At 75.2% G+C, this 5430-nt stretch carries 3 protein-coding genes; 1 reads left to right on the plus strand and 2 read right to left on the minus strand.

Translation table 11 applies throughout. The features are described 5' to 3' along the window. Positions 1 to 177: 177 nt before the first annotated feature. Together ACSNOK_RS30205 and ACSNOK_RS30210 are read right to left on the minus strand one after the other, a co-directional pair. Complete coding sequence (locus ACSNOK_RS30205; protein WP_436783982.1) at positions 178 to 2172, minus strand: helix-turn-helix domain-containing protein; 1995 nt, start codon at positions 2170 to 2172, stop codon at positions 178 to 180. A gap of 199 nt (positions 2173 to 2371) precedes the next feature. Further along, positions 2372 to 3640, minus strand: a complete 1269-nt coding sequence (locus ACSNOK_RS30210; protein ID WP_436783983.1) for a transaldolase family protein — start codon at positions 3638 to 3640, stop codon at positions 2372 to 2374. Positions 3641 to 4556: 916 nt separating this feature from the next. On the opposite strand from ACSNOK_RS30210, the gene ACSNOK_RS30215 reads away from it, so the two are divergent. Then, positions 4557 to 5430: ATP-binding protein (locus tag ACSNOK_RS30215; protein WP_436783984.1), on the plus strand; the 874-nt coding region annotated here is incomplete at its 3' end.

Here is a 5430-nt window from a genome sequence, read left to right on the forward strand (position 1 = left end):
GGGCGCTTCTGGGTCGGGTGTGCTGAGGGGGGTACGTCCGGGACGGCGGTGGGCCTCACGTATCGACGGTTTCCCGAGGTGGTGGGCCTCGGGACGCGGTGGGGCCTTCGGGTGCCGGGAGCCTACGGCGCGCGGGAGCGCGGGAGCGCGGGGCGTCGGACCGCCGGACGTCCGGGGTCACACCCCCGGGAACGGGGGTGCCTCCGGCCGGGACAGGGTGTCCCGGACGCGGGAGAGGCGGAGCGCGAGCTGCACCTCCAGGGCCCGTTCCGGTTCCTGCCACCCCGGCCCCAGCAACTCCCCGATGCGTTCGAGCCGCCGGGCGACGGTGTTGGGGTGGACGTGGAGCCGCTTCGCCGCGTTGGTGGGGCTGCCGCCCGCTTCGAAGTAGGTCTCCAGGGTGCGGATCAGGTCGGTGAACCGCCGCGCGTCGTAGTCGAGCACCGGCCCGACGGCCGCCTGGACGAAGCCCTCGACGTCGTGGTGGTCCGACAGCAGCACGCCGAGGAAGCCCAGGTCGGCCAGGGACCCGGCGCGCCCGGTGGCGCCCAGCGCGGTCATCGCCTCCAGGCAGCGCAGCGCCTCCTGGAAGCCGTGCCGGACGGATGCCGGGTCGGCGACCGGCCCCGCCGCTCCCACCGTCACCTGGTGCCCCAGCAGTGGCGCCAGCTCCGCGGCGACCGCGCGTGCCGCGGCGCCGGGGTCCGAGCCCGGCAGCAGCAGTACGGCACAGCCGTGGTGCATGGCCTTGAGCCCCTTCTTCCGGGCCGCGTACGACGAGGCCCAGACGGCCGGTCTGCCGCGTGCCTCGCCCTCGGGCCGGGCGATCACGACGACGTGGTCCGCGCGCAGGTCGATCCCCAGCCGCCGGGCGCTCTGCTCCAGTTGCCGGGGCGGTCGCTGCGGGCCGAGCAGCAGCCGGCCGAGGAAGTCCTCGCGGGCCTGCCCCTCGGTGATGGCGGCCCGGCTGCTCTCCACCAGCAGTTGTACGGACACGACCTGGGCGATCAGCCGGACCAGCCGTTCCTCCGCCGCCGTCCACGGGCGCCGGGGGCGCCTCGGGTGCAGCATCAGGGTGCCCAGGTGGCCGGTGCCCGCGGCGATCGGCACGGCCCAGAAACCCGGGGCGACCTCGACCGGTTCGCGGGCCGCGTGCGCGCCCAGGCCGGAGAGGAGCACCTCGTCGGCCCCGCACGCGGGCGGGTCGCCGGCGGTCGTGAGGGGGGTCCCGTCGGCGCCGAAGACCCGTACGTCGGCGTCGAGTTCGCGGTGTACCTCCTCGGCGAGTACCGTCAGGTCGCCGTCGTCCAGGATCAGTTCGATCAGCCGGTGGTGTGTCTCGCTGAGCCCCCGCGCGCCCCGGAGTCCGGCCTCCACGGTGGTGGTACGGCGTTCCAGCTCGGCGATGAGCGTTGTGTTCCGCTCGGCCAGCCGGGCCTGTTCGACGGCCGCGGCGGCCAGGTTGGCGAGCGCGCCGGCCAGGGTCACCTCGGCGGGCGTGTAGTGCCGTACGTTGCGCTCCCCGATGTACAGGGCACCCAGCGGGCGGGTGCCGTGCATCATCGGCACGGCGAGGACGCCCCGCAGCCGTTCGGCCCGGACCACGTCGTCGACCTCCCGGCTGTGCTCGATGCGCTCGTCCGGGAGGTAGTCGGGGGTCCAGAAGGGGGAGGGGTTGTCCCGCCGGGTGGTGGCGGAGCCCAGTCCGGCGCCCCGGGCGATCCGCAGGCCGATGTTGCGGTCGGTGATGTGGCCCTCGGAGGCGCGGACGACGTGGCAGTCCAGTTCCTCGTCGTCCAGGCCGATCCAGGCCATGTCCGCGCAGAGCAGCAGGCGCGCCCGCCGGACGACGACCCTCATGAGGGCGCCGGGGTCCTGATGGGCCGCCAGGTCGGCGGAGGTGTCGAGCAGGGCGGACAGGTCGTTGGCCCGTTGCTGCTCGGTCTCGATCCGGGAGCGGACGGACAGGCCCAGGCGTACGGCCCGTTCCAGCGCGGCCGATCGCGCCGGGTCGGCCCCCGGTCGCCGGGCTTCCGCCAGTAGCGCCTCGTACTGGTCCGGCGGCGCGTTGCCGTCCAGCAGTTCCAGGACGGCGAGCGTCCCGTCCCCGTCCGGGGTTTCCGGTGCGTTCGATACGTCCGATGCGTCCGACGACGCCGTGTCCGGCGACACGTGCCCCTCCCTGGTGCCGACCGCGCCCCGACGGACGGATCACGCGTCGGCGGCACGGCATGGCGCGGGCCGCGGACGACCATCCGTAATCCCCGGTCCCCGGCAGCGGCCCCTACGCGCCCAAGGCGTCAAGGTATGCGAGGGATAAGAGTGACGCAAGGATCGAGAGTGCCGGACGATGCCATGGCTGTCTTGGCTGTCAGTGGCCGGGGCCGGGCTTGCCGTCGGCGGCCCGTGCGTCCGCCGGTCCGCCGGCCGTCCGGAGCCGCTCGGCGACGGCCGTCCGGAGCTCCGTCCACGCGGTGGCCAGCAGTTCGTGCCGCCGGGCCGTCAGGGCGTCCGCCGTCGCGTCGAGGGAGACGCCGAGCCGCTCCAGGCGTGCCACCACGGCACGGGCGGGCCGGTGCCGGCCGGTGAGGGCGTCGCCGCGCGGCCTGCCGGCGCGGGCGACCGCCTCCAGGCCGGCGGCGGGGAGGGCGACGCCGGTGCCCCAGGCGACCAGGGACTCCACGCGGCGGAGGACCCGGGCGGTGTCGGTGGTGTCTGCGGCTTCGGTGGCGTCGTACGTGTGGGGCGCTCCCGCTGTGTCGTCCGCTCCGGTCGCTCCGGCCGCTCCGCTTGCGTCGGCCGCTCCGGCCGTTTCGATGGGGAAGGCCCCGCCGACGTGCCACAACAGTCGCGGCGGGCGCGCCCCGGCGCGGGCCAGCGTCCGCCACCGGTCGTCGGCCAGCCGTTCCTCGTACGCCCGGTAGGCCAGCCGGGCCACTGCCTGGGCCGCCGTGCCGCGCAGAGCGTCCGCCGCCGCCGTGCCCAGGGTGGCGAGGCGCGCGTCGACGGCGTCCTCCAACGGGCCGACCGCGAGCGAGACGCAGACCGGGACGCGCGCGAGGTCCCGGCCCGCCGCGCGGGCCCGCCCCAGGCCGTCGAGGCAGGCGTCGAGGGCCTCGCCGTGCCGCCGCGCGGAGAAGATCTCCGTGAGGTGCACGCCGATGCCCCCTTCCAGGCAGGCGCGGGCGGCCCGCAGGCCCGCCTCGGTCGCGGGGATCTTGACCAGGGCGTTGTCCCGCAGCGCGGCGCGGTGCAGCTCCGCCGCGGCGGCGGCCGTCGCGCCCGGGTCGTGCGCGAGGCGGGCGTCGAGGTCCATGGAGGCATGGCCATCGAGTCCGCGCGAGGCGTCGAAGACCGGGCGCAGCGCGTCGCAGGCCGAGCGCAGGTCGTAGGCCGACAGGGCCAGCACGGCGGTGTCCGGCGCGGCGGAGCGCTGCGCGAGGTGGCGCAGTTGCTCCCGGCACCCGGCGTCCCCCGCGGCGTCCGCGGCGAGTACGGCGGGGTCGGAGACCGCGCCGCGCACCCCCTCCGCGGGGCGGGCGGGACGGGCGCGGGACGGTCCGTCGAGCCAGAGGGAGACGCCCTCGGCGGCCAGGGCCCGCAACGGGCTCCCGGCCGGGCCGGTCACGTGCTCCGCCATGGACGCGGCTCCTCCTCCTGGTCTCCCCTGCGGGACCGCCCGTCGGCGGCCGGGGACGCAACACCCGGCGCCCGCGGCCACCTTAGGGAGGGAACGTCCCGTCGGCGAACGGTCCGCCCGCACTTCGCCCGCTACTTCGTCACATACCGGTCCGTGTGCGGTCCGGGGTACGGACGCGGGCGGTTCGTCCGGAAGTTGGCACGTCGCGTGGTCTTGCGTCGGTCCGCGGCCGGCCGGTCTCCGCTGCTCGTCCACCGGGGACGTGCACGGCACGGCCGAGGCCGCCGCCACGGAGGCCGCGCCGGAGGACCCGGACTGGACGGACGCCGTCCCCTTCGGTGCTCCCACCCGGTCCGGTCCGCCGGCCGCCCGGCTGAATCCGTTCCCGGACAAGCTGGTCAACAAGGTGGTGTGGTCGTTCACTTCGCCGGACGACACCTTCTACTACCACCGGGCGCCGTCATCGTCCCGGCCGGATCCCCGGCCCCGGTCCGGTGCGAGCAGCGTCACCTCACCGAGAACGTCCCCGGCGGCGTCCGCCCGGGCTGTCCGACTGCCCAGACGCCAGCGCCTGCCCGAAACGTCGGGCGGTCGGGGTCGTCAAGGCGTTCGGCGCGGGGCTGTCCGTATGGCGGACGTGGCACCGGGAACGGCCGTTGCGGGCGCGCAAACCCACCCGCCTACCCACCGCGTCGCGATGAATTCCGGCCGGATGTCGGCCGGAAACCCGCTGTCGCCTCCCGCTCGCCCGCTTATGGGCGGACGGGATGCGTTCCTGTGTTCGCAATTCGAGAAGGAGGCCGGACGGAGGAACGCGGGTGTGATTGGATGATCCATGTATTCCGCTTTTGGACGGGAGGTCAGGACGCCGTGACCTGTCCTGCCGTACGCGTACCCCGGCGTCCAAGAGGAATTGATGTCGCATCACATACCGGAGGCGGGAGTCTGGTGCCTGATCGTGGCACTGGCCGCCGTGGTGGTCCTGCTGGTCCGGCAGCGGACGGTCACCACCGCGCTGCGGGCCCGCGCCGCCGCGCTGGAGGAGAACGTCCGGGCGCGTGACGAAGAGGCCGCGCGGCTGGTCGACGTGCGCCTGCCCGCCGTCGCCGACTCGATGAACAAGTCGGCGCCGTTGCCCGGCCTGCTCGACGAGCGGCTCGCCGGCACCGCGTTCGCCCACAGCCTCCAGGCCGTGATGGAACTCTTCGCGCAGTCCGTGGACAAGGCGCAGGAACGCGCCGACCAGTCCGCGAAGGCGGCCCTCCGGGCCTCCATGCGCGCCCTCCAGGGGCTGGCGCACGAGCAGCAACAGGCCATCTCCGGCATGCAGGAGCGGCACGACGACCCCGCGGTGCTGCGCGACCTGCTGGAGATCGACCACACCAACTCGCAGTTCGGGCGGCGCGCCCAGGCCATCGGCGTGCTCTGCGGCTCGTGGCCGGGGCGGCAGCGCGTGGCGTCCCCGCTCACCGACGTCGTCCGCGGCGCCACCTCCCGCATCCGCGACTACCGCCGGGTACGGGTGCACGGCGACGGGGAACTCGCCGTCGTCAGCCGGGCCGTGGAGCCCGTGGTGCTCGCCGTCGCCGAACTCCTCGACAACGCCGCCCGCCACTCGCAGCCCAACACCACCGTGGAGGTCAGCCTCCAGCCGGTGCACAACGGCGCGTGCGTCGTCATCGACGACGCCGGCGTCGGCATGGACGGCCAGGAGATCGAACGGGCCGTCGCGCTGCTCTCCGGACAGCGCGTCGTGGACGTCTCCCGGCTGGGCGACCCGCCGCAGTTCG

This window comes from Streptomyces sp. URMC 126 (genome assembly GCF_051386555.1).
Lineage (GTDB): Bacteria > Actinomycetota > Actinomycetes > Streptomycetales > Streptomycetaceae > Streptomyces.